Source organism: Massilia sp. GER05, assembly GCF_052056005.1.
Taxonomy (GTDB): Bacteria; Pseudomonadota; Gammaproteobacteria; order Burkholderiales; family Burkholderiaceae_D; genus Telluria; species Telluria orientalis.
On the sequence record NZ_CP178858.1, the window covers coordinates 7,107,409 to 7,132,633 of the forward strand.

23 protein-coding genes and 1 pseudogene are annotated in these 25,225 nt (G+C 65.7%); 11 read left to right on the forward strand and 13 right to left on the reverse strand.

Annotated elements, in window-relative coordinates:
- Window positions 1–42 precede the first annotated feature (42 nt).
- From dxs to ACL58G_RS31395, 3 genes are read right to left on the reverse strand one after another with little or no spacing between them, the layout of a single operon-like run.
- Window positions 43–1,911, reverse strand: coding sequence for a 1-deoxy-D-xylulose-5-phosphate synthase (gene dxs, locus ACL58G_RS31385; protein ID WP_413386759.1), 1,869 nt, complete (start codon window positions 1,909–1,911; stop codon window positions 43–45).
- Window positions 1,912–2,808, reverse strand: coding sequence for a polyprenyl synthetase family protein (locus ACL58G_RS31390; RefSeq protein ID WP_413386757.1), 897 nt, complete (start codon window positions 2,806–2,808; stop codon window positions 1,912–1,914).
- Window positions 2,805–3,095, reverse strand: a complete 291-nt coding sequence (locus ACL58G_RS31395) for an exodeoxyribonuclease VII small subunit (RefSeq protein ID WP_413386755.1) — start codon at window positions 3,093–3,095, stop codon at window positions 2,805–2,807. Before ACL58G_RS31395 ends, ACL58G_RS31390 begins: the two co-directional genes overlap by 4 nt.
- 468 nt (window positions 3,096–3,563) lie before the next feature.
- Between ACL58G_RS31395 and ACL58G_RS31400 the strand changes: the two genes are divergently transcribed.
- Genes ACL58G_RS31400 through ACL58G_RS31410 form a run of 3 tightly spaced genes read left to right on the forward strand, consistent with a single transcriptional unit; the run spans window position 3,564 to window position 6,477 of the window.
- Window positions 3,564–4,679: an aromatic ring-hydroxylating oxygenase subunit alpha gene (locus ACL58G_RS31400; RefSeq protein ID WP_413386753.1), complete on the forward strand. Its 1,116-nt coding sequence runs from the start codon at window positions 3,564–3,566 to the stop codon at window positions 4,677–4,679.
- A gap of 13 nt (window positions 4,680–4,692) precedes the next feature.
- Entirely contained in the window at window positions 4,693–5,604 is a 912-nt protein-coding gene (locus ACL58G_RS31405; protein ID WP_413386751.1) for a DMT family transporter, read from the forward strand.
- Window positions 5,605–5,613: 9 nt separating this feature from the next.
- The gene (locus ACL58G_RS31410) at window positions 5,614–6,477 is read left to right on the forward strand and encodes a sulfurtransferase (RefSeq protein ID WP_413386749.1); all 864 of its coding nucleotides are present in this window, start codon (window positions 5,614–5,616) and stop codon (window positions 6,475–6,477) included.
- A 117-nt stretch (window positions 6,478–6,594) separates the two neighbouring features.
- Here the strand turns inward: ACL58G_RS31410 and ACL58G_RS31415 are convergent, their stop codons facing one another.
- The 3 genes from ACL58G_RS31415 to ACL58G_RS31425 all read right to left on the reverse strand — a co-directional run bounded on the left by ACL58G_RS31415 (window position 6,595) and on the right by ACL58G_RS31425 (window position 8,486).
- On the reverse strand, window positions 6,595–6,738 hold the full coding sequence (locus ACL58G_RS31415; RefSeq protein WP_156403652.1) for a hypothetical protein: 144 nt from the start codon (window positions 6,736–6,738) through the stop codon (window positions 6,595–6,597).
- Window positions 6,739–6,818: 80 nt separating this feature from the next.
- Entirely contained in the window at window positions 6,819–7,520 is a 702-nt protein-coding gene (locus tag ACL58G_RS31420; protein WP_229411932.1) for a ZIP family metal transporter, read from the reverse strand.
- A gap of 159 nt (window positions 7,521–7,679) precedes the next feature.
- Window positions 7,680–8,486, reverse strand: coding sequence for a dienelactone hydrolase family protein (locus ACL58G_RS31425; RefSeq protein ID WP_440964456.1), 807 nt, complete (start codon window positions 8,484–8,486; stop codon window positions 7,680–7,682).
- 143 nt (window positions 8,487–8,629) lie between these two features.
- Here ACL58G_RS31425 and ACL58G_RS31430 point away from each other — a divergent pair, with 143 nt between their 5' ends.
- The gene (locus ACL58G_RS31430) at window positions 8,630–9,406 is read left to right on the forward strand and encodes an alpha/beta fold hydrolase (protein WP_440964458.1); all 777 of its coding nucleotides are present in this window, start codon (window positions 8,630–8,632) and stop codon (window positions 9,404–9,406) included.
- 74 nt (window positions 9,407–9,480) lie between these two features.
- Here ACL58G_RS31430 and polA read toward each other — a convergent pair whose 3' ends face one another.
- Window positions 9,481–12,243, reverse strand: coding sequence for a DNA polymerase I (gene polA / locus ACL58G_RS31435; protein WP_440964460.1), 2,763 nt, complete (start codon window positions 12,241–12,243; stop codon window positions 9,481–9,483).
- Window positions 12,244–12,417: 174 nt separating this feature from the next.
- Between polA and ACL58G_RS31440 the strand changes: the two genes are divergently transcribed.
- From ACL58G_RS31440 to ACL58G_RS31450, 3 genes are read left to right on the forward strand one after another with little or no spacing between them, the layout of a single operon-like run.
- Window positions 12,418–12,861 carry a DUF2782 domain-containing protein gene (locus ACL58G_RS31440; protein WP_413386741.1) on the forward strand — a complete coding sequence of 148 codons (444 nt, stop codon included), beginning with the start codon at window positions 12,418–12,420 and terminating at the stop codon, window positions 12,859–12,861.
- 51 nt (window positions 12,862–12,912) lie between these two features.
- The gene (locus ACL58G_RS31445; protein ID WP_413386739.1) at window positions 12,913–13,872 is read left to right on the forward strand and encodes a homoserine kinase; all 960 of its coding nucleotides are present in this window, start codon (window positions 12,913–12,915) and stop codon (window positions 13,870–13,872) included.
- On the forward strand, window positions 13,869–14,636 hold the full coding sequence (locus ACL58G_RS31450) for a BPSS1780 family membrane protein (RefSeq protein ID WP_413386737.1): 768 nt from the start codon (window positions 13,869–13,871) through the stop codon (window positions 14,634–14,636). The genes ACL58G_RS31445 and ACL58G_RS31450 overlap by 4 nt, the downstream gene beginning before the upstream one ends.
- A gap of 161 nt (window positions 14,637–14,797) precedes the next feature.
- On the opposite strand, the gene ACL58G_RS31455 is transcribed toward ACL58G_RS31450, so the two are convergent.
- Window positions 14,798–17,116 carry a UvrD-helicase domain-containing protein gene (locus ACL58G_RS31455; RefSeq protein ID WP_413386735.1) on the reverse strand — a complete coding sequence of 773 codons (2,319 nt, stop codon included), beginning with the start codon at window positions 17,114–17,116 and terminating at the stop codon, window positions 14,798–14,800.
- Window positions 17,117–17,329: 213 nt separating this feature from the next.
- Here ACL58G_RS31455 and ACL58G_RS31460 point away from each other — a divergent pair, with 213 nt between their 5' ends.
- Window positions 17,330–17,872, forward strand: a complete 543-nt coding sequence (locus ACL58G_RS31460; RefSeq protein ID WP_413339763.1) for an SRPBCC family protein — start codon at window positions 17,330–17,332, stop codon at window positions 17,870–17,872.
- A gap of 172 nt (window positions 17,873–18,044) precedes the next feature.
- Window positions 18,045–18,557 (forward strand): hemerythrin domain-containing protein, encoded by a 513-nt coding sequence (locus tag ACL58G_RS31465; protein WP_413386733.1) that lies wholly within the window; start codon window positions 18,045–18,047, stop codon window positions 18,555–18,557.
- Window positions 18,558–18,658: 101 nt separating this feature from the next.
- On the opposite strand, the gene ACL58G_RS31470 is transcribed toward ACL58G_RS31465, so the two are convergent.
- From ACL58G_RS31470 to ACL58G_RS31490, 5 genes are read right to left on the reverse strand one after another with little or no spacing between them, the layout of a single operon-like run.
- Window positions 18,659–20,731, reverse strand: coding sequence for a M13 family metallopeptidase (locus ACL58G_RS31470; protein ID WP_440964464.1), 2,073 nt, complete (start codon window positions 20,729–20,731; stop codon window positions 18,659–18,661).
- Between the two features lie 44 nt (window positions 20,732–20,775).
- Entirely contained in the window at window positions 20,776–21,537 is a 762-nt protein-coding gene (locus tag ACL58G_RS31475; protein WP_440964466.1) for a hypothetical protein, read from the reverse strand.
- Between the two features lie 25 nt (window positions 21,538–21,562).
- On the reverse strand, window positions 21,563–22,324 hold the full coding sequence (locus tag ACL58G_RS31480) for a hypothetical protein (protein ID WP_413386727.1): 762 nt from the start codon (window positions 22,322–22,324) through the stop codon (window positions 21,563–21,565).
- Window positions 22,325–22,345: 21 nt separating this feature from the next.
- The gene (locus tag ACL58G_RS31485; protein WP_440964468.1) at window positions 22,346–22,840 is read right to left on the reverse strand and encodes a hypothetical protein; all 495 of its coding nucleotides are present in this window, start codon (window positions 22,838–22,840) and stop codon (window positions 22,346–22,348) included.
- Window positions 22,837–23,418 (reverse strand): RNA polymerase sigma factor, encoded by a 582-nt coding sequence (locus tag ACL58G_RS31490; RefSeq protein ID WP_413386723.1) that lies wholly within the window; start codon window positions 23,416–23,418, stop codon window positions 22,837–22,839. Before ACL58G_RS31490 ends, ACL58G_RS31485 begins: the two co-directional genes overlap by 4 nt.
- Before the next feature lie 288 nt (window positions 23,419–23,706).
- Between ACL58G_RS31490 and ACL58G_RS31495 the strand changes: the two are divergent.
- A pseudogene (locus ACL58G_RS31495) lies at window positions 23,707–24,177 on the forward strand (alpha-amylase family glycosyl hydrolase); the annotation flags it as partial.
- A 103-nt stretch (window positions 24,178–24,280) separates the two neighbouring features.
- The gene (locus tag ACL58G_RS31500) at window positions 24,281–25,174 is read left to right on the forward strand and encodes a DUF3459 domain-containing protein (protein ID WP_440964470.1); all 894 of its coding nucleotides are present in this window, start codon (window positions 24,281–24,283) and stop codon (window positions 25,172–25,174) included.
- Window positions 25,175–25,225 lie beyond the last annotated feature (51 nt).

Genomic DNA, 25,225 nt, shown 5'->3' on the forward strand with positions numbered 1-25,225 from the left:
CGGGCCGGGATGGCGTTTTTCAGAGGGGCAAACTGCGCAGGGTCAGGTGTTGTTGACCACCAGGCGCGGTTCGCCGATGCTGAAGCGTTCGCGGATCGACAAGGCTATGCCGTGCGCATCCAGGCCGACGGACGCCAGCAGCAGCGCCGGGTCGCCGTGGTCGATGAAACGGTCGGGCAGGCCCAGGATCAGCAGCGGCTTGGCGATGCCCGCCTCCGCCAGCGCCTCGGCCACGGCGGAACCGGCGCCGCCCATCGTGCAGCCCTCTTCCACCGTCACCAGGTAGTCGTGGTTCTGCGCCAGCTGCTTCACCAGTTCCACGTCCAGCGGCTTCACGAAGCGCATGTCGGCGACGGTCGCGTTCAGGCCGTCGGCCGCTTTGATGCTCGGCGCCACCATCGAACCGAAGGCCAGGATCGCGACGCCCTTGCCTTCGCGCCGCACGACGCCCTTGCCGATCTCGATGACGTCCAGCGCCGGCTCGATGGCCGCGCCGATACCCGCACCGCGCGGATAACGCACGGCGGCCGGGCCGTCGAAACGGTAGGCCGTCGTCAGCATCTTGCGGCACTCGTTCTCGTCCGACGGCGCCATCACGACCATGTTCGGGATGCAGCGCAGGTAGGCGATGTCGTAGTTGCCGGCGTGCGTGGCGCCGTCGGCGCCGACGAGGCCCGCGCGGTCCAGCGCGAACGTCACGTCCAGGTTCTGCAGCGCCACGTCGTGAATCAGCTGGTCGTAGGCGCGCTGCAGGAACGTCGAGTAGATCGCGACGACGGGCTTCATGCCTTCCGTTGCCAGGCCGCCCGCGAACGTCACCGAATGCTGCTCGGCGATGCCGACGTCGAAGTAGCGGTCCGGATATTCCTGGTTGAAGCGGACCATGCCCGAGCCTTCGCGCATCGCCGGCGTGATGCCGACCAGGCGCTTGTCGACATGCGCCATGTCGCACAGCCAGTTGCCGAACACCTCGGTGTACGTGATCCTGGTCGCCTTGGCGGGCTTGATGCCTTCGCTCGGATTGAATTTACCCGTGCCGTGGTACAGGATCGGCTCGGCTTCGGCCAGCTTGTAGCCCTGCCCCTTCTTCGTCACGACGTGCAGGAATTGCGGGCCCTTGAGCTTCTTGATGTTTTCCAGCGTCGGGATCAGCGAATCGAGGTCATGGCCGTCGATCGGGCCGATGTAATTGAAACCGAATTCCTCGAACATCGTGGCCGGGACGACCATGCCCTTCGCGTGTTCTTCCAGCTTCTTCGCCAGTTCCAGCATCGGCGCGGGCAGCATCGTCTTGCCGACGTTTTTCGCGGCCGCGTAGAACTGGCCCGACATCAGGCGCGCCAGGTAGCGGTTCAATGCGCCGACCGGCGGCGAGATCGACATGTCGTTGTCGTTCAGGACGACGAGCAGGTCGACGTCGTCCTCGACGCCCGCGTTGTTCAGCGCCTCGAACGCCATGCCGGCGGTCATGGAGCCGTCGCCGATGACGGCGATGGCCTTGCGTTTCTCACCCTTGATCTTCGCGGCCGTCGCCATGCCCAGGGCCGCCGAGATCGACGTCGACGAGTGCGCGGTGCCGAACGTGTCGTACTCGCTTTCGTCGCGCTTGGGGAAGCCGGACAGGCCGTTCAGCTGGCGCAGGCTCGGCATGCGCTCGCGCCGGCCCGTGAGGATCTTGTGCGAATAGGTCTGGTGGCCGACGTCCCACACGATGCGGTCTTCCGGCGTGTTGAACACGTAGTGCAGCGCGATCGTCAGCTCGACGGTGCCGAGGTTGGACGACAGATGGCCGCCCGTCTTCGACACGGAATCGAGCAGGAACTGGCGCAGTTCATGGGCCAGCGGCGTGAGCTGGGTGCGCGGCAGCTTGCGCAGGTCGGCCGGGTCGTTGATGGTATCTAGCAGTTTCATTTATGCCTTCCGCTGCACGATCAGGTCCGCGATCTCGCGCAGCCGCAGTGCTTGTTCTCCGAACGGCGCGAGCGCGTCGTGCGCCTGCTGCCGCAATTGTTCGGCCAGCGCCTTCGACGGCGCCAGCCCAAGGATCGACACATAGGTCGGCTTGTTGTCGGCGGCGTCCTTGCCGGCCGTCTTGCCCAGCGTGGCCGAGTCGGCGGTCGCGTCGAGGATATCGTCCACGACCTGGAACGCGAGGCCGATGGCGCGCGAGTACGCGCCCAAGGCTTCCTGCTCGTGCGATGCGAGGTCGCGGCCGGCCAGCGCGCCCAGCAGCACGGACACGCGCAGCATGGCGCCCGTCTTGAGCTGGTGCATGCGTTCCAGCTGCTCGAGCGTGAGGCTGAGGCCGACGCTGTCCAGGTCGATCGCCTGGCCGCCGCACATGCCCTTGCTGCCGGCCGCTTCGGCCAGCAGGCGCAGCATCGTGACGGTGCGCGCGGCCGGGACGGTCGTCGTGCCGGCCAGCACCTCGAAGGCCTGCGCCTGCAGCGCGTCGCCCACGAGCAGCGCCGTCGCTTCGTCGTACGCCACGTGCACCGTCGGCTTGCCGCGGCGCAGGGCGTCGTCGTCCATGCACGGCATGTCGTCGTGCACGAGGGAATACACGTGGATCATCTCGACGGCGCTGGCGGCGCGCGCGAGCGCATCCGCATCCGCGCCGAACAGCGCGCCGCTCGCATGCACGAGCAGCGGACGCACGCGCTTGCCGCCGCCCAGCGCCGTGTAGCGCATCGCTTCGTGCAGCTTGGCCGGCACCTGGCTCTCAGCCGGCAGGAAGCGGTCGAGGGCAGACTCCGCGTCGGCCTGCACGGCCTTCACCCAGGCCTGGAAATCCGGCGGCGCGCTCATACGTCGTCCTCGCCGTCGGCGCTGAACGGCTTGAGCATCTCGCCTTCCAGGACCTTCACCTGGGATTCGACTTTTTCCAGCTGGGCCGCGCAATAGCGCACGAGCTCGGACCCGCGTGCATAGGCAGCGACCGAGGCTTCCAGGGGCAATTGCCCACTTTCCATTTGCGTCACGAGTTGGGCCAGTTCGGCCATCGCCTGCTCGAAGGACTCCGGAGGTGCGGGCGCCGCTGCGCTCATCGCGGCGGCCGGTGGTGCGGCGCTCTCCGCGTTTGTTTTATTTGGCATAATGAGTTTGATCGATTCGGGGCTGGGCGACACCATACGCAACCCGTGCGCGGCATGCCAGTCTAATCGCTTATTCTAAACAATCCTGTTTCGACATGAACGGTGCGCCTGTCGCCGCCAACTTGCAAGCAAGGATACATTTTATCGCAAAGCGCCCCGGGATTCATGAAAACGATGCCGTTTAGGCAATTTTTGAACACCCACGTACCACAACCACGAGCCGGCCCGGGACTGGAGGGGCGTTTACAGGCTATAATCTCCGGTTCTGTCTCCGAAATACCGTATTCCGCTCTTTAAAGGAGCGAGAACTCCGAATTTGCGGCAGCACTGTTGGTCGGGATGCGACGCCTCGAGCGCGCCCGCTCGACCACGTTGCTGCTCGCCCTGGAAATCTCGATGCTCCCCTAAAAATACTGGTTCTCGGATTCTTTCTCTTCTTTGGCTGAAATTCTGTAAAGGGGGGTTGGGATGTCCGATCTGGCTACCCACGCCAAGCTGGCGCGTTCGCTCGCCCAGCTTCCGGTAAATGTCTACTTCGACGACGCGCTGTTGCAGCGTGAATTGCAGCAATTGTTTCTCAAGGGGCCCCGCTACGTCGGGCACGAGTTGATGGTTCCCGAGAAGGGCGATTTCGCGACCCTGAAATCGGAGAACGAGGGTCGCATGCTGGTGCGCAACGCACAGGGCATCGAGTTGATGTCGAACGTCTGCCGCCACCGCCAGGCGCTGATGTTCAATGGCCGGGGGAACGCCAAGAACATCGTCTGCCCGTTGCACCGCTGGACCTATGACCTCAAGGGCGAGCTGATCGGCGCACCGCATTTCGCGGACACGCCCTGCCTGAACCTGTCCAGGACGCCGCTGCAGAACTGGAACGGCCTGCTGTTCGAACAGAACGGCTACGACGTGATGGACAAGCTGAAGCACATGTCCGTGACGAAGGACCTGGATTTCTCGGGCTATATGTTCGACCACGTCGAGGTGCACGACTGCGACTACAACTGGAAGACCTTCATCGAGGTCTACCTGGAGGATTACCACGTCGAGCCGTTCCACCCTGGCCTGGGCAACTTCGTCAGCTGCGACGACCTGCGCTGGGAATTCGGTCCGGACTACAGCGTCCAGACCGTGGGCGTGCATCGCGGCCTGCAGAAGTCCGGCTCGCCGGCCTACAAGGCATGGCAGGAACAGGTCTTGAAGTTCAACAACGGCCAGGCACCGAAATACGGCGCGATCTGGCTGACCCTGTATCCGAACATCATGGTCGAGTGGTATCCGAACGTGCTGGTCGTGTCGACCCTGTGGCCGCTGGGTCCGCAGAAGACGCGCAACGTCGTCGAGTTCTACTACCCGGAAGAATTCGTGCTGTTCGAGCGCGGCTTCGTGGACGCGGAACGCGCCGCCTACATGGAGACGTGCGTCGAGGACGACGAGATCGCCCTGCGCATGGACGCCGGCCGCAAGGCGCTGATGGAGCGCGGGGTGACCGAGGCGGGCCCGTACCAGTCGCCGATGGAAGACGGCATGCAGCACTTCCACGAGTGGTATCGCAGCAAGATCGACAATATTCCTCCGGGGATGTGATGGTTAGTCGCTGATGGCCCCACTCTGGATGTTGTTCGCCAGCTTCCTGTTCGCCGCCATGGGCGCGGCAGTGAAGCTGGCTTCCTCGCTCTACTCGACCTCGGAAATCGTGATGTACCGGGGTCTCATCGGCGCCCTGCTGCTGTTCCCGATGATCCGCCTGCAGGGCGGTTCGTTCAGGACCGCCTTCCCGAAAGAACACCTGTGGCGCAGCGTCGTCGGCGTGGTCTCGCTGTGGATGTGGTTCTACGCGATCGCCAAGCTGCCGCTGGCCACCGCCGTCACCCTCAACTACATGGCGCCGATCTGGCTTGCCGCCTACATGTTCGTCACCGGCTGGTGGCGCGGCAAGGGCTTGCCCGAATGGCCGCTGGCCCTCGCCATCGCCATGAGCTTCGTCGGCGTGACGCTCGTGCTGCGGCCGGCCGTCGAGACGCATGAATGGGTCGGCGGCCTCGTCGCCATCGGCTCGTCCGTGATCGCCGCGATGGCCTATATGCAGGTGCGCCGCCTCGGCCAGATGGGCGAGCCGGAATACCGCGTCGTGTTCTATTTTTCCGTCACGATGGGCCTGGCGGGCCTCGTCGGCTCGCTGCTCGGCAACGGCATGAATACGTTCCGCCCGCAATCGTGGCACGGCATGGGCCTGCTGCTGGCGATCGCCGCCAGCGGCCTGGGCGCCCAGATCGCGATGACGCGCGCCTACCGCATCGGCAAGGTGCTCGTCGTCGCCAACCTGCAGTACACGGGCATCGTCTTTTCCAGCCTGTGGGGCATGATGCTGTGGGGCGACGTGTTCGACTGGCATGTCTGGCTGGGCATGGGCGTGATCCTCGTCTCGGGAATCGCCGCGACGTTCTACAATACGACGCGCACGGCGCGCGGCGCCGTCGTCAAGGAAACCGATCCCATCGCCAGCGAATAAAGGAGTGCCATGTCCAGCTTCACGACCCTGATCGAACCCGCCGCACTGGCCGCACACATGAACGACTCGAAGTGGGTCGTCGTCGACTGCCGCCACGACTTGATGAACCTCGCCGCCGGCCGGGACGCCTATGCGGCCGGCCACATCCCGGGCGCCGTCTTCGCCGACATGGAAACGCAACTGTCGGGCGCCAGGCGCGACGCCGCCGGCAATTTCCGTGGCCGCCATCCGCTGCCGGAACAGGACGCGTTCATCGAGCTGCTGCGGGGCTGGGGCGTGGACGACGACACGCAGGTCGTCGCGTACGACGCGCACGGCGGCATGTACGCCGCGCGCCTGTGGTGGATGCTGCGCTGGGTCGGCCATGGCGCCGTCGCCGTGCTGGATGGGGGCCTGCCCGCCTGGCAGGCGGCGGGCCAGCCCGTCGTCACCGACGCGCCGGTCGCGCGCGCCCGCGGCAGCATCGCTTCCCGTCCGGCCCTCGTGACGACGGTCGACGTGAACGCGATCCTGCACAACGTGGAACACGGCGGCAAGACGATCGTCGACGCGCGCGCGCCCGACCGCTTCCGCGGCGAGAACGAAACGATCGACCCGGTCGGCGGCCACATCCCGGGCGCGAAGAACCGCTTCTTCAAGGACAACCTGCAGGCGGACGGCCGCTTCAAGGCGCCGGATCAGCTGAAAGCGGAATTGAAAGTGGCGGTGGGCGATCCGCAGGACGCCATCATGCAATGCGGTTCCGGCGTGACCGCGTGCCACAACCTGCTGGCGCTGGAAGTGGCCGGGATGCCGGGTGCGGCGCTGTATCCGGGATCGTGGAGCGAGTGGACGGCGGATCCGCGGCGGGCGGTGGCGACGGAGACGGCCTGAATGTTCAGCTAAGCCGTCGTTCCCGCGAAGGCGGGAACCCAAGTTTCACGCGTAGTGGCAGCGCTTGCAAAATCGGGCCCCTGCCTTCGCAGGGGCGACGTTCATGGGCCGCGTCAATTAATGACTGAAGTCGTACGGGGCGGGCAAAAAGTCCGCCAGCGTGAACAACACGACCGACAGCACGAGGGCCACGACCACGTAGGCGAAGCGCGACGGCTTGTCGCGCAATGCTGCAATCCATTCACTCAAGAGCTTCGCCATACCGGCCTCCGTTCAGCTAACGGCCCAGCATAGGTCGCAAGGAATCGCCCTGTCAACCGCAGGGCGCAGCGTTTAGTATCTTAATGGCCGTGCGTCAGGACCAGCACGATGACGACGCCCAGGCCGATCAGCAGGACCTGCGGAATGGATTCGCGCACGGTGGCCCGGCGCTGCATCTGCGGCATCAGGTCGCTCACGGCAATGTAGATGAAGCCGGACGACGCGAACACCAGCACGTAGGGAATCAGGTCGCTGGCGCGGTCCAGGGTCGCGTACCCGAGTATCCCGCCCAGCACGGCCAGCAGGCTGCACAACAGGTTGAACACGTAGGCGCGCACGCGCGAGAAGCCGGCGTTCAGCAGCACGATGAAGTCGCCGATCTCCTGCGGGATCTCGTGGGCGATGATGGCCACGCCCGTGACGATGCCCAGTTGCGGATTGGCGAGGAAGGCGGCCGCGATCAGGATGCCGTCCGTGAAGTTGTGCATGCCGTCGCCGATCAGGATCATCCAGCCCGCGCGGCCGGCCTGGCGCGCGTCGTGGCCATGCGCGTGATGGTGCCCATCGCCCTCGTGGTGGTGCGAATGGCGCAGCAGCGCCACCTTCTCCAGCAGGAAGAACGCGAGCAGGCCGCCCAGCAGGGTGGCGAACAGCGCATGCGTGTCGGCCTTCGACTCGAACGCTTCCGGCAACGCATGCAGCAGCGACGTCGACAGCATGATGCCGACCGACAGGCTGACCATGCGTTCGACGACCTTCGACAGCAGCGTAAAGGAAAACACCGCGGCGGCCGTGATGCTGACCACGCCCGCCAGGCCGGTGGCCAGCAGGATGGAGATGAGAATCGGGTCGATCTGGAAGCCTCTTCTTTTTCTGGGGGCGTGCGGACGCACACGCCCCGGGCGCAAACCGTTGATTGTAACCCGACGGGCGTGCCGCCGTCAGCCGACGCCGTGTTCGCGGAACCAGGCCAGCGCGCGCGCGAAGCCGTCGCGGGCATCCTTCGCGTTGTAGCTCGGGCGATAGTCGGCGTAGAAGGCGTGGCCCGCGTCCGGGTAGACGACGATCGCGGAATCGCTGGTCCCCTCACCCAGCGCGACCGTCATCCGTTCGACCGTGGCGACCGGGATGCCCGTGTCCTTCGCGCCGTACAGGCCGAGCACGGGCACGGTGAGCGTGGACGCGACGTGGATCGGGTGCTTCGGCTGGCCCGGCGGATTCGGATCGGCCACCAGCTTGCCGTACCACGCCACGGCTGCCGTCACGCGCGGGTTGTGCGCCGCGTACAGCCACGTGATGCGCCCACCCCAGCAAAAGCCGTTGACGCCGAGCCGGTCGATATCGCCGCCGTTCTCGCCGGCCCACGCGACGCAGGCGTCGATGTCGCCCATCACCTGGGCGTCCGTCACCTTGCGGATGATTTTTGCCAGGATCGTGGCCATGTCGGGGAGCGTGGACGGATCGCCCTGGCGGATGAAGAAGTCGGGGGCCAGCGCGAGATAGCCTTGTTTGGCAAAGCGGCGCGCGACGTCGACGATGTGTTCGTGCAGGCCGAAGATCTCGGACACGACGATCATCACCGGGAGCTTGTCCTGCCCCGCCGGACGGGCGACATAGACGGGCACTTCCTGGCCGCCGACGGCCAGGCGAATGGTGCCGACGGCCAGGCCGTCGGACTCGGTGTGGATCACGGACTGCGCCGCGATGGGTTGGGCGGCCGCCGCGAAGCCGCTTGCGTTGTCGTTCATCGCCTTCCTTCGTTGGGTCTTGAAAGGCTTGCTATCTTAGCAGCGAGGAAAAAACCCCGTGTGACGCCACGCTTCTAGATATGTTTGACAACATAATATGGCTGAGTATTCTGCATGGCACTCACCCACTTGCGAGGACCACCATGAATACTTCCATCACCGTCAACGGCATGCAGATCCACGTGGAAGAACACGGCAGCGGCAAGCCGCTCGTGCTGCTGCACGGCGGGATCATGGCCAGCGAAGCGTTCGGCCCGAACATCGCCGCGCTGGCCGAGGGCCGCCGCGTGATCGCCATCCACCTGCAAGGCCACGGCCACACGCCGGACGTGGACCGCCCGCTGCGTTTCGAAACGCTGGCGGACGACGTCGCGGGCGTGATCCTGGAACTCGGCCTGGGCAAGGCCGACCTGCTGGGGTATTCGTTCGGCGGCGGCGTCGCGCTGCAGACGGCGATCCGGCATCCGGACGTCGTCGACCGGCTGATCGTCGTGTCGGCGGCAGCCAGCCGGGACGGTTTTTATCCGGAAGTGCGCACGGCCTTCGACCACATGGACACGCAGGCCGCGCAGATCGGCGCGCACGTTGCGCAGTCGCCGCTGGGCAAGCTGTATCCGGCCGTGAACTGGGAAACGGCTTTCCGCAAGATGGGGGAATTGCAGAGCCGCGACTACGACTGGATGCCGCAGGTGAGTGACATCCAGGCGCGGACGATGCTGGTGTTCGCGGATGCGGATGCGATCACGCTGGAACACATCGCCGGGTTCTACAAGGCGCTCGGCGGCGGGCAGCGCGACGCGGGGCTGGATGGGTCATTGCGCGCCGCCGCCCGGCTGGCCATCGTGCCGGGGACGACGCATTACAACCTGCTGGCGACGACGGCGGTCGCCCAACTGGCCGAGGAATTTTTGGACGCGTAGGGTGGGCGGCCCTCCGCCCACGCGAACACTGGCGATATGCCAGCGTCACGCGTGGGCACGGGGTGCCCACCCTACTAGTGGGCCTCTTCCCAGTTCGTTCCAACACCGGTTTCGGCCACCAGCGGCACCTTCAGCGTGGCGACGCCGCCCATCAGTTCCGGCAGCTTCCGCTTGACGAGTTCCAGCTCCTCCTGCGGCACTTCCAGCACCAGTTCGTCGTGCACCTGCATCACCATGCGGGTGCGCAGGGCGTCTTTCTCGATCCAGTCCTGCACGGCGATCATCGCCAGCTTGATCAGGTCCGCGGCGGTGCCCTGCATCGGCGCATTGATCGCGGCGCGTTCGGCGCCGGCGCGGCGCGGGCCGTTCGGCGAGTTGATCTCCGGGAGCCACAGGCGCCGGCCGAACACCGTTTCGACATAGCCCCGCTCCTTCGCGAGCAGGCGGGTCTCGTCCATGTAGCGCTTGACACCCGCGAAGCGCTGGAAGTAGCGCTCGATGTAGTTGCTCGCGGCGCCCCGTTCGATGCCGAGGTTCTGCGCGAGGCCGAACGCGCTCATGCCGTAGATGAGGCCGAAGTTGATGACCTTCGCGTAGCGCCGCTGTTCGCTCTGCACTTCTTCCGGCGGCAGGCCGAAGATCTCGGCGGCGGTGGCGCGGTGGATGTCCTCGCCGGCCGCGAACGCGCGCAGCATCGCCTCGTCTTCCGAGATGTGGGCCATGATGCGCAGCTCGATCTGCGAATAGTCGGCCGACACGATCACGCTGCCCGCCGGCGCCACGAACGCTTCGCGGATGCGCCGGCCTTCGCTCGTGCGCACGGGGATGTTCTGCAGGTTCGGATCGTTCGACGCGAGGCGGCCCGTGATGGCGACGGCCTGCGCGTAGTTCGTGTGCACGCGGCCCGTCTTCGGGTTCACCATCTTCGGCAGCTTGTCGGTGTACGTCGACTTCAGCTTGGAGAGGCCGCGGTGCTCCAGCAGGATCTTTGGCAGCGGATAGTCTTCCGCCAGCTTTTGCAGCACTTCTTCGTCGGTGGACGGCGCGCCGGTCGCCGTCTTCTTGATGACGGGCAGCTGCAGCTTGCCGAAGAAGATCTCGCCGATCTGCTTGGGCGAGCCGAGGTTGAATGGGCCGCCGGCCAGTTCGTAGGCCTGCTGCTCCAGTTCCATGATGCGCGCCGCCAGCTCGTTCGACTGCGCCGCCAGCTTGTCCGCGTCGACCAGCACGCCATTGCGCTCGATCTTCTGCAGCACGACGGACGTCGGCAGCTCGATGCTGCGGTAGATATAGTCCAGGCCCTTGTCGCTTTCCACGTGGCCGATCATCGCGTGGTGCAGGCGCAGGGTGATGTCGGAGTCCTCGGCCGCGTACTCCGTCGCGCGGCCCAGCTCCACCTGGTCGAAGCAGATCTGGTTCACGCCCTTGCCGCACACGTCGACGAAGGGAATCGTCGTGTAGCCCAGGTGGCGCAGCGCCATCGTGTCCATGTCGTGCGGCTTGTGCGATTCGAACACGTACGACTGCAGCAGGGTGTCGTGCACGATGCCGCGCAGTTTCACCCCGTGGTTTTCGAAGATGTGGCTGTCGTACTTGAGGTTCTGGCCCAGCTTCGGCTTGTCCGGATTTTCCAGCCACGGCTTCATGCGCTCGAGGACCTCTTCGCGGTTCAGCTGCTCCGGCACGCCGGCGTAGCGGTGCGCGAGGGGGATGTACGCACCCTTGCCCGCCTCCACCGACAGCGAGATGCCGACCATCTCGGCCGTCATCGGGTCGAGCGACGTCGTCTCCGTGTCGACCGACGTCAGCTCGGCTTTATCGATCAGCGCCAGCCAGCGCTCGAACTGCTCCTGCGTGGTCACCGTCTCGTACTCGCCTTTGATGATCGGCATGCCCGGTTGGGTACCCGCCGCGCCTTCCGGCGAATTCAGCGCCGGCGCACCGGACGCGCCGGGCATGCCGTACTTGCCCGCGTTGCCGGGGCCGATCTCGCGCAGCATCGTTTTGAAACCGTAGCGCTGGAAGAAGTCACGCAGCGCGTCCTTGTCCTCGGGACGGCCGATGAGGGTCTCTTCGATCGACACCACGTGACCCGCCAGGTCGCAGTCCGTCTTCACGGTGATCAGTTCGCGGCCTTTCGGCAGCCAGTCCAGCGCGGCGCGCAGGTTCTCGCCGACGGCGCCCGTGATCGACGCCGCGTTCTCGATGACGCCGTCCAGCGAGCCGTGCAGGGTCAGCCACTTGAGGGCCGTCTTCGGGCCGCACTTGGTGACGCCGGGGACGTTGTCGACGGTGTCGCCGATGAGGGTCAGGTAGTCGATGATGCGGTTCGGCGGCACGCCGAACTTGGCCAGCACGCCCGCTTCGTCGAGCTTTTCGTTGCTCATCGTGTTGATCAGCATGACCTTGTCGTTGACGAGCTGGGCGAGGTCCTTGTCGCCCGTCGAGACGACGGTGTTCAGGCCGCGTGCCGTCGCCTGCGCCGCGAGCGTGCCGATGACGTCGTCCGCTTCGACGCCCTCCACCATCAGGATCGGCCAGCCCATGTGGCGCACGACTTCGTGGATCGGCTCGATCTGCCTGGCCAGGTCTTCCGGCATCGAGGCGCGCGTCGCCTTGTATTCGGGATACAGGTCGTCGCGGAAGGTCTTGCCCTTCGCGTCGAACACGCAGGCGATGTACGCGGCCGGGAAGTCCGCGCGCAGGCGGCGCAGCATGTTGACCATGCCGTGCATCGCGCCGGTCGGGTAGCCGTCCGGGCTGCGCAGGTCGGGCAGTGCGTGGAAAGCGCGGTAGAGATAGCTGGAACCGTCGACGAGAAGCAGGGTGTTGTCCATAGGGCAGAGTAAAAAGTGGGCCGCGGCGGCACGGCAAAACGTGCGCCATTATCGCAGAATCGGGAATGGAGAAAAGCTGGGCAGGCGATGTCATCCAGATGGGGACGAAGCCACACTTTTCACAGAGAAGTGGCGCCGTTTGTTACAATGAACTAAACGACAAAGGTGATCATCATGCCGCGTACCCCTATCCACCTCGCCACTTTCGCGCTGTTCCTGACTTGCCAGGCAGGATTGGCCGTGGCCCAGCAGCAGACCACGCAGCCGACCCCGAGCCCGGCACCGCCGAAACTCGAGCGTATCGAGCCGGGCAGCGACGTCCCCGCGACCACGATTCCGCCGAAGCGCGGCACCCAGATCAAGGAAACGCGCGACGGCGGCCAGGTCACCGAAGTCGAAGTCACCACGCCCGGTGGCAGCCATTACTACATGAAACCGAACACCCAGCCCGGCAACGCGCAGACCAATTCGATCCGCGCGCCGCAGTGGAAGGTGGGTGAATTCGACCTGTCGGGCAAGCGGAAAGCCACGAGCGAATCCGGTACCAACGCCCCGACGACGGCCGACGCGCCGCCTCCTCCTCCCATGCCGGCTACCGCCGAGCCAGAGAAGAAGTAACCAGCCCGGTCGCCCGCGGCGACCGCACCCGCGACTTTTCCTACTTACACAATGGCAGTCTTCACCCCGGTCACGCTGGATGACCTCTCCCAGTGGATCAAGCAATTTCCTCTTGGCAAAGCGCTCGCGCTCAAGGGCATCGCGAGCGGTATCGAAAACAGTAATTTCTTCCTGACGACGGAACGCGGCGAGTACGTCCTCACCATCTTCGAAAACCTGAGCTTCGAGCAACTGCCCTTCTACGTGCAGCTGATGCGCCACCTGGCCGAGCGCGGCATTCCCGTGCCGGCGCCGGTGGCGAACGACGCCGGCGAGCTCGTCGTGGCATTGCACGGCAAGCCGGCCGCCATCGTCAGCAAGCTCGACGGTAGCTCGCAGATGGATCCGCAGCCCGTCCACTGCGCCGAAGTGGGCACGATCCTCGCGAAGATGCACCTGGCCGGCCGCGACTTTGCGCTGCGCCAGCCGAACCTGCGCGGGCTGGACTGGTGGGTCGAGACGGTGCCGAAGGTCCTGCCGTTCCTCGACGCGGAGACGGCCGCGCTGTTGCAATCCGAACTCGCATTCCAGCGCGACTTCGCGGCTGGCTCGACGTATGCCGAGCTCGAGCGCGGCCCCGTCCATGCCGACCTGTTCCGCAACAACGTGATGTTCGTCGGCGAACGCCTGTCCGGCTGCTTCGACTTTTATTTTGCCGGCTGGGACACTTGGCTGTTCGACCTTGCCGTCACCGTCAACGACTGGTGCATCGACCTGGACACCGGCCGCCTCGACGAGGCACGCGTCGTGGCGCTGACGCGCGCCTACCACGCGGTCCGTCCATTCACGGCGGCCGACCACGCGGCATGGCTGCCGATGCTGCGCGCAGCGGCGCTGCGTTTCTGGCTGTCGCGCCTGTATGATTATCACCGTCCGCGCGAAGCCGAGATGCTCACGCCGCACGATCCGACCCACTTCGAACGCGTCCTGCGCGAGCGCATCGCGCTAGGCGCCCCCGACCTCACAGCATGAACGATTTACCCGCACGTACCGGATGGGAGTGGCTGAAACAAGGCATGGGCCTGTTCCGCAAACAGCCTGCCGCCCTGACGACGCTTCTCTTCGCCAATATCCTGTTCAGCATCGGCCTGTCGGCCGTGCCGATCCTGGGTTCGGTACTTGCGGTCGTATTGATTCCGTCGTTCACGATGGCGTTCATGCAGGCGTGCCTGATGATCGAGAACGGCGACCGGGTCACGCCGGCCGTGCTGCTGACGGGCTTCCGCCAGCCGGCGCTGGCCGCGCTGTGCAAGCTGGGGCTCGTCTACCTGGCCGTGTCGCTGCTGATGATGGTGATCACCCGGCTGGCGATTCCGCCCGAGGTGATCATGCAGATGATGCCGCGGCCGGACGCCAAGACGCCGCCGAACGTGCAGACGTCGCACATGCTGGCCCTGTTCGGCGTCTTTTTGCTGGACGTGGCCGTGCTGGTGACGCTGTGCTTCGCCGCCCCGCTCACCTACTGGAAGCACATGGGACCGGGCAAGGCCACGTTCTACAGCTTCTTCGCCGTCATCCGCACGGCGCGCCCGTTCCTCGTGCTGCTGGCGGCGTGGTTCGGCATCTTCTTCGGCGTGTGCATCGTCGCCGCGCTGGTATTCGGCGACGCGGCGCTGGGCCGCGTCGTGCTGATGTGGCTGATCTTCCTGTTCATGCTGCTGCTGCAGTGCGCGATGTATGCCGGCTACCGCACCATTTTCGGCAAGCCGATGGAAAAGGCACCGCAGCCTGCGTGATACGTTCGCGTGGGCTCGGGGAGCCCACCCTACGGCTAAAATGGCGATCAGGTAGCCGTAGGGTGGGCGGCCTCCGCCCACGCGGACGTTTGCACGCCGCATACGTCCGCGTGGGCACGTGATCGATGCCCCCGGCATCGATCACCCCACCCAACGACCGGTTATCGGCCGATCCGTTCCAGCTTGGCCACCGACAGGTCGAGCACCTTCATCCCCGCCGCGCCAAAATTGATCTGCGCGCGCGCGTTGCTGCCGCCGCCTTCGATGTTGACGATCACGCCCTCGCCGAAGCGCGCGTGGCTGACCGATTCGCCGATGCGCCAGCCGGTGCCGTTGCCGCCGGCCGACTTTTGCGCGATCTGCCTGGCGATATGATTGTCGCTGCCGCCTTCGCGGAACTCGGCATCGTCCCACGCCGTCGTCGACTTGCGGCCCGCGAACCAGTTCGTCTGCACGCGCGGCGTCAGCCATTTCAGCGCGTGCTCCGGCAGCTCGTCGAAGAAGCGCGACTTCATGTTGAAGCGCGTCTGGCCGTGCAGCATGCGCTGCTGCGTAAAGCTCATGTACAGGCGCCGGCGCGCGCGCGTGATCGCCACGTACATCAGGCGGCGTTCCTCGTCCACGCCATCCATCTCGCGCGCGCTGCTCTCGTGCGGGAACAGGCCCTCTTCCAGGCCCGTGATGAACACGGCGTCGAATTCCAACCCCTTCGCCGAGTGCACGGTCATCAGCTGGATCGCTTCCTGGCCGGCCTGCGCCTGGGCATCACCGGCTTCCAGCGACGCGTGCGCGAGGAAGGCGGACAGCGGCGACATCACCGCCGCCAGCGGCGCATCGCCATCGAGTACCTCGACGCCGTCGCCGTCGACGATCGCCGTGCCGCTCGCCGCGACCGCCTGCGGGCCGAGGTGGGCAGGCGCATGCGTGCCGAAGCCTTCTTCCTGCACGAACTGCGTGGCCGCACCGACCATCTGCTGCAAGTTCTCGATGCGTTCCTGGCCCTCTTTCTCGTTGCCATAGTGCGCGAGCAAGGTACTACGCTCGAGCACGACGCGCACCATTTCCGGCAGCGGCAATTGCTGGGTCTCGAAGCGCGCGCTCTCGATCAGCTTCACGAAGTTGCCGAGCGCCGTGCCGGCCTTGCCCGTCATGTACGGGACCGCCGCGTACAGCGACACGCGGTACGACTCCGCCGCCATCTGCAGCTGCTCGATCGAGCGGGCGCCGATGCCGCGCGTGGGGAAGTTCACGACGCGCAGGAATGCCGAGTCGTTGTGCGGGTTGTCCATCAACTGCAGGTAGGCGATGGCGTGCTTGACCTCGGCACGCTGGAAGTAGCGCAGGCCGCCGTACACGGTGTACGGGAGGCCGGCCGCGAACAGCGCGTGCTCGATCACGCGGCTCTGCGCGTTGGAGCGGTACAGCACGGCGATCTCGCTTTTCGACACGCCTTCGGCCATCAGGCTCTTGGCTTCGTCGATGATCCACTGCGCCTCTTCCAGGTCGGACGACGCTTCGTAGATGCGCACCGGCTCGCCCAGCCCCGCGTCCGTGCGCAGGTTCTTGCCGAGGCGTTTCGCGTTGTTCGAGATGAGGTGGTTGGCGCTGTCGAGGATATTGCCGTGCGAGCGGTAGTTCTGCTCCAGCTTGATCAGGTTCTTCACCTCGAAGTCGCGTTCGAACGCCTGCATGTTGCCCACGTTCGCACCGCGGAACGCGTAGATGCTCTGGTCGTCGTCGCCGACGGCGAACAGGGCGCCGCCGCGCTGCTCGCCGTGGCCCGCCAGCAGCTTCAACAGGTTGTATTGCAGGTCGTTGGTATCCTGGAACTCGTCGACGAGGATGTGGCGGAAGCGCATCTGGTAATGCTGGCGCAGCGGGTGATTGCGCTGCAGCAGCTCATAAGCGCGCAGCAGCAGCTCGGCGAAGTCGACGACGCCTTCGCGCTGGCATTGCTGGTCGTACAAGTCGTACAGCTCGGCCATGCGCTTCTGCACGTGGTCGTATGCCTCGACCTCGTGCGCGCGCTGGCCCCGGTCCTTGGCGTTGTTGATGAAGTACATCAGGTCCTTGGCCGGGTACTTCTCGTCGTCCACGTTCAGCGCCTTCAGCATGCGCTTGATCATCGACAGCTGGTCTTGCGAATCGAGGATCTGGAACGTCTGCGGCAGCGCGGCGTCGCGGTGGTGCGTGCGCAGCAGGCGGTTGCACAGGCCGTGGAACGTGCCGATCCACATGCCGCGCGTATTCACCGGCAGCATCGCCGAGAGGCGCGTGAGCATCTCCTTGGCGGCCTTGTTCGTGAAGGTCACGGCCATGATGCCGGCCGGGGACACCTGCCCGGTCTGGATCAGCCAGGCGATGCGGGTGGTCAACACCCGCGTCTTGCCGGACCCGGCGCCCGCGAGAATGAGGGCGCTCTGGGACGGCAGCGTAACGGCCGCCAGTTGTTCGGGGTTCAGATTGTCGAGGAGATTCATGCGGACATTATAAAACGTCGGGACGCCCTCGGCATCGCCGCGGCAGGATTTTTACTGATGATATATACAGTGTCACTGTTTCCGCAAGGCTCGCGAGCGCCGTGTTCATCACTTTTGACGTACTTTTGACGACAGATGCGGTCCAGCTCCGGATGCGGGCATGGACCGGTTTTGTGTAACGCAAGCGAACGCTATGGCATAAGGAGGTAACAAATGCTGAACCGTGTAGTGACGGTCGCCGCGCTGGCCGTCGGCGGCATGATGCTGTCCAAAAAACTCAAAGGCAATAAATCGGGCATGGGCTCGTCGATCATCGAAACCATCGAGGTCAACGTCCCCGTGCGTACCGCCTACAACCAGTGGACCCAGTTCGAGGACTTCCCGCAGTTCATGGGCAGCGTCCACGAGATCCGCCAGCTGGACGACAAGCGGCTGCACTGGAAGGCCAACGTGGCCGGCGAGGAAAAGGAATGGGATGCCGAGATCACGGAACAGATCCCGGACAAGCGCATCGCCTGGCGCAGCACGAGCGGCGTGCCGAACGGCGGCGTGGTGACCTTCCACAAGCTGTCCGACGACGCCACACGCATCACCCTGCAGATGGATTATGAGCCGGAAGGTCCGATCGAGAAGATCGGCGACGCCCTCGGCGCCGTCCGCCTGGAAGCCCGCGGCAACCTGCAGAAGTTCAAGGACCTGCTCGAGAAGCGCGGCAAGGAAACGGGCGCATGGCGCGGCAGCATCGCGCAGCACTGAGCACGACGCCTCTCATGAGCGCCGCCCGCCGGGCGGCGCTTTTTTTTGGCAGGCGGACGTTGCGGACACGACCGACGGTGCGTTACCTAACACGGTACATGGGCGACCGGGGAGTAGGATGAAACCCTGACGGCATATCGGAATATGCCGGGCAACCGTTGAGGAGAAACCCATGGCAACGACAGACGACCCCGTACGGTCGAGGACGCAGGACGCGTTCCCCGTCGACAATCCCGTTCAGGCCCTGCTGCGCGACCACGACCTGGTACGCAAGCTCGCTGACGCGTACCGGAACACGCAAAGCGCCGACGTCCGGAAGCAGGCGGCGACCCAGCTGATCCAGGCGATCCACATGCACTCGCGCCTCGAGGAAGGCGTGTTCTATCCCGGCGTGCGCCGGGTGGACCCGAACCTGATCGCCCGCTTCGAGGAAGACCACCTCGCCGTCGACGACCTGCTGGCCACGCTCCAGGGCATGTCGCTGGACGAAGCCCGCACCGAGCCGCTGGTACGCGAACTCATCGATGCCGTCCTGAGCCATATCCGCCAGGAAGAAGAACAGCTGTTCCCCGAACTCAAGCAGGCCGCGCTCGACCTGACGTCGATCGGGCTGGAGATGCAGGCCTTCGAGGCCAATCTCGTGCATATGCAGGCGCAGCTGAGCGATCAGGCCTCGCGGCGCTAGCGTCGTCGCCCCCGCGAAGGCGGGGGCCTAATTTATGTGCAAGCCCGCTCAGTACTTGGGTCCCCGCCTGCGCGGGGACGACGTGCTTAAGCCAACAATATTTACCAAACCCTGCAGCGCTTTTCCTTCACCATCGGCTGCCCCGCCTTGCACTGGAACGCCTGCTGGAACTGCGGCATGTTCACCATCAGCCCGTTGACGCGGTAACGCCCCGGCGAGTGCGGGTCCGTCATCGCGCTCACGCGCAGGTTTTCCGGACGATTGTTTTCGCAAGCCCATTGCGCGTAGCCGACAAAGAAGCGCTGCTCCGGCGTGAGGCCGTCGCGCAACGGCTGCGGTTGCGCCTTCTGCGGCATCGCCGCCATCTCCGTTTGCCACGCCATCCAGCCGAGGATCAGCCCGCCCAGGTCGGCGACATCCTCGCCCAGCGTGAGCTTGCTGTTGATCTTGATGTCGTCGACGACCGTGTACTGCGCGTACTGGTCGACGATGCACTGGGCGCGCTCCTCGAACGCCTTGGCATCCTTCTTCGTCCACCAGTCCTTCAGGTTGCCGTCGGCGTCGAACTGGCGGCCTTCGTCGTCGAAGGCGTGCGTCAGTTCATGGCCGATGGTGCCGCCCGTGTTGCCGTAGTTCGGTGCGTCGTCCATCTTCGGATCGAACAGCGGCGGCTGCAGCACGCCGGCCGGGAAGTTGATGTCGTTCATCTGCGGATCGAAGTACGCGTTCACCGTCGGCGGCGTCATGCCCCACTCCGAACGGTCGAGCGGCTTGCCGATCTTGGCCAGCTCGCGCCGTGCCTCGAACCGGTTGCCACGCTCGACGTTGCCGGCGAAATCGCCCGCCTTCACGACGTAGGCGCTGTAGTCGCGCCACTTGTCCGGGTAGCCGATCTTGTTGACGATCGCGGCCAGTTTATTCTGCGCCTGCCGTTTCGTCTCCGCGCTCATCCAGTCGAGTTCGTCGATGTCCTTCTTCATCGCGTCTTCGATCTGGCGCGTCATGTGCAGCGCCTTGTCCTTCAGCTCGGGCGCGAATGCGCGGCCGACGAATTCCTGGCCCAGCGCCTCGCCCAGCTGGTGGTCGACGAGCGCCACGCAGCGCTTCCAGCGCGGTTGCTGCTGCTGCACGCCGCGCAGCGTCCTGCTGAAGAAATCGAAGTGCTCGTTGTCGAAGTTCGACGCCAGCACCGGCGACATGTTGCGCGCCACGTGCCAGCGCAGGTAGGTGCGGGTGGCGTCCGCGCCGTTCGTCGTCCACATCTTGCCGAGCGCCTTGAAGAACGCGGGTTCGGTGACGTTGAACCTGCCCAGGCTGCCCTCGCCCAGCTCGTCGAGGTAGGCGTGCCAGTCGAAGCCCGGCGTCAATGCCTGCAGGCCTTGCGCGTCGACCTTGTGGAACAGTTTATGCGGGTCGCGCTTGTCGACGGCCGACAGCGATGCCTTCGCCAGCGTCGTCTCCATCCGCATCACGCGTGCCGCGTTGCGCTGCGCCACCGCGGGCGTATCGCCCAGCAGCTTGAACGTGTTCGCGATGTGCGCGACATATTTGGCGCGGATTTCCTTCGACTTGGCGTCGGTCTTGAGGTAAGAGTCGCGGTCCGGCAGGCCCAGGCCGCCCGCGACGGCGAACGCGATCACGCGCGAGGAGTCCGCGAAATCCTGGCTCGACGAGAAACCGAAGAACAGGCCCGGATCCGCGAGCGCCAGTTGCAGGCGCGCGAGCACGCGCGGCAGGTCGCGGTTCGACTGGATGGTCGCGATCTCGTCGAAATACGGCGTCAGCGGCGCGGCGCCGCGCGCTTCGATCGCCTTCTCGTCCATGCAGGCGCCGAAGTAATCGCCGATCTTTTGCTGGTTCGCGTTACGGCCATCCTGGCGCTGCGCGAGGTCTTCGAGGATGCCCCACAGGTAGCGGCGGTTGTCCAGCGCCAGCTTGCCGTACACGGACCAGCGCGCCTGGTCGGCGGGGATCGGATTGTTCCTGATCCAGCCGCCGCACGCGTACTGGTAAAAATCGACGCAGGGGTCGGCGCTGCGGTCCATCGAGTTCACGTCCAGGCCCGGCGTGTACGGGAACGACGTGGCGGGACGCTCGGCCGGCGTCTGGGCGGTGGCGATGGAGGCGCATCCGGCCAGGACGGCACAGACGGCAAGACGAAGGGACAAGCGCATGAATATTCCTGGTAAGAATGACCCCTCATGCTGCCATGCTGTGATCATTCATGCAATGCGATATCGCGGATCGCGTAACCCTCCGGCAAGGCGAACGTGGACGCCGGGACGTCGCCGAACTTGAGGTTGTCGACATGCGAGACGATGTCGCCAAACTCCGGCATGTTCAACTGGAGGTACACGACGGTCGCCAGATCGGTCGAAAACCACGTTTCGACCTTGTGCACCAGGGGCTTCTCGTTGCCCTGGGCGCCGGCGGGCACGGTGAATTCCGAACGGCTGCCGTTCGCCTTGACGCCGGCGATCACCTTCTCGCCCAGGTCGGTCGTCGCGCCCGGCGCGACGGGCGGCTGTACGGGCGCCGCTTCGTCCAGCGCGGCCCCCTGCAGGCGCAGGACTTCCTTGCGCTCCGGGCAGACGAGGTAGACCGCATGTTGCGTCGGATCGGCGATGACGATGCGCTCCAGCCCGAACGACGACGACACCGTACGCGAGCGGCCATCCTTGTCGTAAGCATACGACGTCTTCGTTTGCGACTTTTGCGCATTGCCGCCGGCGAGCGCGATGCTCGTGTCCGTCACGTAATCGTAGGTGTACGCCAGCGGCTTGCCGGCGCCGGCAAGGATCCTGAGCCTGGCGACGGCAGCGTTGTACTCGACGCGGAGGCGTTGGGGGCTGAATTGATCGGCATGATGCGCCTGCATGATGCCGGTGACGTCGGGCCGCGTCATGTCGCCAGTCTGGGCAGCGGCGGGCAGGATCTGGCACGCGACCAGCAGGCTGAACAGGATTGCGGAAACTTTCATGGTCTTCCCTTTCGTTGGTAAGCAATCAGCGGCGCACGATTTCGCGCACCGTATAGTCGGCCGGCACGGCAAACAGGGCCGTCGGCGGTTCGAGGCGGTAGAGGTTCCGCACGCGCATCACGCTGTCCCCCATGAACGGGTTGGACATCCTCATCTCGAGGGGAATCCACAGGTCGCGCGCGATCCACACTTCCGTCGTGCTGATCATCGGCTTGACGTTGCCGCTCGCCCCCGCCGGCACGGTCACGGTCGTGTGGGTGCCGGTGGCCGTCAATCCCTCGATCTGCTTCGTGCCGAGCGAACGCGACTGGGCTACCGTGCCCGCCGCGTCGACGTTCAGCGCCGGCGCCAGTTGCTCGGCCACCTTCGCGGCACCGGGCACGGATGCCGCCGGACCGGCGGGCGCCGCGATGGCCATCCGGTAGCCCGTCTTCGTGTCCGGATACAGGCGGTAGCTCATGCCCCCGACCGGATCCTGGATCTGCACGAGCGGCTTGCCATTCCATTCCGATTCGACCCGGGTGCGTCCATCGCTGTCGCGGTACAGCTTCTCCGTGTTGCGCCGGACGATGCGGTTGCCGTCGGCCAGCACCTTGACCGTTTCCGTCACGCGCTCGGCGGAATACGGCAGGCTGCGCACCGTGCAATCGTCGGTACAGCGGGTCGACGCGCTGGTCTGCAGCAGCATCAATTCCAGCGCTTCATTCGCCGCCCCGCCCTGCTGCGCATGGGCCAGCGGCGCCAGCGCAAGCAAAGCGAGGCCGGCGGACAGGAAAGTCCGTTTCATCACTCCTCCTTGGAAAAAACTTCAGTTCACGGCCAGCCGTATCGCCAGCGGTTCGCCCGTCCCCGCCACCAGCAGTTCCGCGTGGACCAGTTCCTGCGGTGCGTCCGCCACGATCGGAATCCCCATCTGCACGAGGGCCGCGCGCGGCAGGTTCGCCTGCTTCAATTGCGGATTCGGCGCGGCCGCCATGCGCTCCGGCGGCACGAGCGGCACGAACCCGACGTCGGCCGCCGCCAGCACGCGCACCACGCGGGGCGATGGCGCTGCCGTGGGCAGCAAACTCATGCCGGCAATGGCCAGCGCACACGCCGCCGCGCCGATGCCGGCCCAGGACGCGACCGCATCGGCGCTCCACCGGCGATACCACGGCAGCGGCGCGTGGCGTTGCCTGAAAGCGCGCAGCAGCGCCTGTTCCACACGGTCCGGCGGCGCCGCCTGCGCGAGCACGCGGCGCGCGTCCCGCCATGCCGGCGCCGGAGCCTTGCCATTCCCGTCTTCGAATTCCAACCTGTTCATGCGATGTCCTTTGCGATGGCCCGGTACGGCGCGAGCGCCTGCGCCAGCGCGGCACGGCCGCGCGCCAGGCGCGATCTCACGGTGCCGATCTCCAGCTGGCAGATCTGGGCAATTTCCTGGTACGACTTTTCGTGCAGCTCGAACAAGATCACCACGTCGCGGTAATGCGGCGCCAGCACGGCCAGTCCGCGCCGCAGCTGCTCGACCGCTTCGTCGTCGAGCAGCTTGCCCAGCGGCCCCGCCGCCGGATCGGCCACCTCCCAGCCGTCGTCCTCGTCGCCGTCGCCCGCGGCCTGCACCCAACGGCTGTTCTGGCGCGCATGGCTCAGCACGAGGTTGCGGGCCACGCCGTACAGGAAATTGGCGAGCATGCCTTTCAACGGATCGAAGCCATAAATGTCGTTCAGGAGGCCCATGAACACGTCCTGTACGACGTCCGCCGCCACGTCCGGCGCGCCGCTGTGCAGCAGCGCGAAACTGTACAAGCCGCTGCGGTGGCGCCGGTACAGGGTCTGGAATGCGGCCTCGTCGCCCTGTCGGATCGCGCGCAGCAGTTGTAAGTCGTCGGTCTCGTTCACGTCGGGTTCGTTCGTTCTTTTCTTTTATTTGAACGGGGCGAGGGAAAAGTTCCAGAATATTTACAGGAAATGAAAATGTAGTATTGCTACTGTTTACTAAGCATTAATTATGTAGTTCAATAACAAGAACAACACCAAGAATGCCCGATGCACATCGCCCGCGACGCCGATCCCGCCCTGCTCCCCGCTCTCGCCGCCGGCGGCGTGCGCTTCGTCTTCGATGGCCCGGCAGACTTGCGCGCCGTCGCGCTGGCCGGCACCTTCAACAGCTGGGTGGGCGATGCCCGCATGCTCGAACGCGTGACGCCGACCCGCTGGACCTGCACCCTGCCGCTGCCGCCCGGCCGCCACCTGTACAAATTCGTGCTGGACGATACGCACTGGATCGCCGATCCCGCCAACCCGTGGATGTCCGAAGATGGGCAGGGCAATTCCTGCGTCACCGTCTGCCTGGACGGCACCGTGTTCCTGCGCCGGCGCGGCCTGCGTGCGGAAGCGCCGGGCGCGCTGTACCGGAATCATCAAGCGTTGACGAGCCTCGCGTGGCTGCCCGACGCCGTGGTCTACCAGCTGTCGGTACGCGCGTTCGGCGGCGACTTCGACGGCGTGCGTGCGCGCCTCGGCCACCTTGCCGACCTGGGCGTGAACACGATCTGGATGATGCCGATCCACCCGATCGGCGTGGCCGGCCGGCGCGGCACCCTGGGTGACCCGTACGCGGTGCGCGACTTCGAGGCCATCGACCCGGCGCTCGGCGACGAAGGCGGCCTGCGGTGGCTGGTGGACGCGCTCCACGCGCGCGGCATGCGCATCGTTATTCGACTGGACGCTGAACCGCAGCAGCGCCGACCATCCGCTGACGGTGACTCACCCCGGCTGGTTCCAGCGCGACCGCGCAGGCAAGGTGATGTATGCCGTGCCGCACCGCGAGTATTTTGCCGGCTTCGATTTCAGCAATCCCGACCTGCGCCGCTACCTGGTCGATACGATGTGCCGCTGGGTCGAACGCTTCGGCCTGGACGGCATGCGCTTCGACGATTCCGACATCACGCCGACGGATTTCCTGGACGAGATCCGCGCCGCGCTGGCCGCGGTGCGGCCCGACATCGCCCTGATCTCGCAGGCCTACGACGAATTCCACCACCTTGCGGCCTGCGACCTCACCTACGAAGGCGGCACGCGCGAGATGCTGCGCCGCGTGGCGCACGGGGAAGCGGGCGCGCGCGAGTTCGCGCAGTACTGGAACGAATCGACGTATGGCTTTCCGCGCGGCGCGCTGCGCCTGCGCTGGCTGGAAGACAAGGAACAGCCGCGCGCCGGCGCCGTGTTCGGCCACGACGCGCACCTGGCCGCGGCAAGCGTGCTGCTGACGATGGACGGCGTGCCGCACATCCTGATGGGCCAGGAATTCGGAGACAGCGGCTGGCGCGACTGGACCGTGTTATTCGAAGACTGGCGCCTCGACTGGTCGAAGTTCGACCACGCCGCATTCGCCCACTTCAGCGCCCTGATCAAGCTGCGCCGGCGCCACCCTGCCCTGCGCCGCGGCGCGACCGACTTCATCGACGACTTGCCGGACGGCGTGATCGGCATGGTGCGCAGCCTGGACGGCGAGCGCATTGGCGTCTATGCGAACCTGGCGTCGACGACGGCCGCCCTGCCGGACGGCATGGGCGTGCCGCTGTACGCCCGCGGCTGGGACCAGGACGCCGGCAGCCTGGATGCCCACGGCTGCCTCGTCGCGCCGCTGCGCTGATCGATTGCACTTGCGGCGCCGGCTGCGCCAGCACGGCGGGATCCCGCACGA